The organism is Corallococcus sp. CA049B (assembly GCF_003611685.1).
Classification (GTDB): Bacteria; Myxococcota; Myxococcia; order Myxococcales; family Myxococcaceae; genus Corallococcus; species Corallococcus coralloides.
On the sequence record NZ_RAWC01000483.1, the window covers coordinates 1 to 451 of the forward strand.

The 451-nt window shown below is 64.5% G+C and carries 1 protein-coding gene; it reads right to left on the minus strand.

Going from position 1 to position 451, the window contains the following annotated elements:
* Positions 1–52 precede the first annotated feature (52 nt).
* Positions 53–451, minus strand: a 399-nt coding sequence (locus D7W82_RS39840) for an arsenate reductase ArsC (RefSeq protein ID WP_120623201.1), incomplete at its 5' end; no start/stop codon positions are given.

The window sequence follows — 451 nt, forward strand, 5'->3', positions numbered from 1 at the left end:
AGGAAGGACAGGCGGGGGGAATCAGTAGTCATGGCAGGTCTCGGAAAAGCGGTTAGTCGATCTGCGCGATCGGGTCGAGGCGAGCCTTCAGCGCTGCGCGGTCGTCCCAGGCGCTGTCAGGAATCTCCAGGAAGGCCTGCAGGCGTCGCTTGATGGTCTGATGGGCACGGTCAAAGGCTTCTGCCTTCTGCGCATCCGAACCTTCCACGCCGGCCGGGTCGAACAGGCCCCAATGCCCGCGAACGAAGTCACCAAACACCACCGGGCACGCCTCGGCGGCCGCGCTGTCACACACGGTGACGATCAGATCCATGGCAGCGGCATCGGCTTCGGCAAATTCGTCCCAGAACTTGCTGCGCATGCCCTCGACGGGGAAGCCTTCGCGCTCCAGCTGGGCAATGGCAAAGGGATTGACGCGACCGGCCGGCTGGCTGCCCGCACTGAAGGAGAG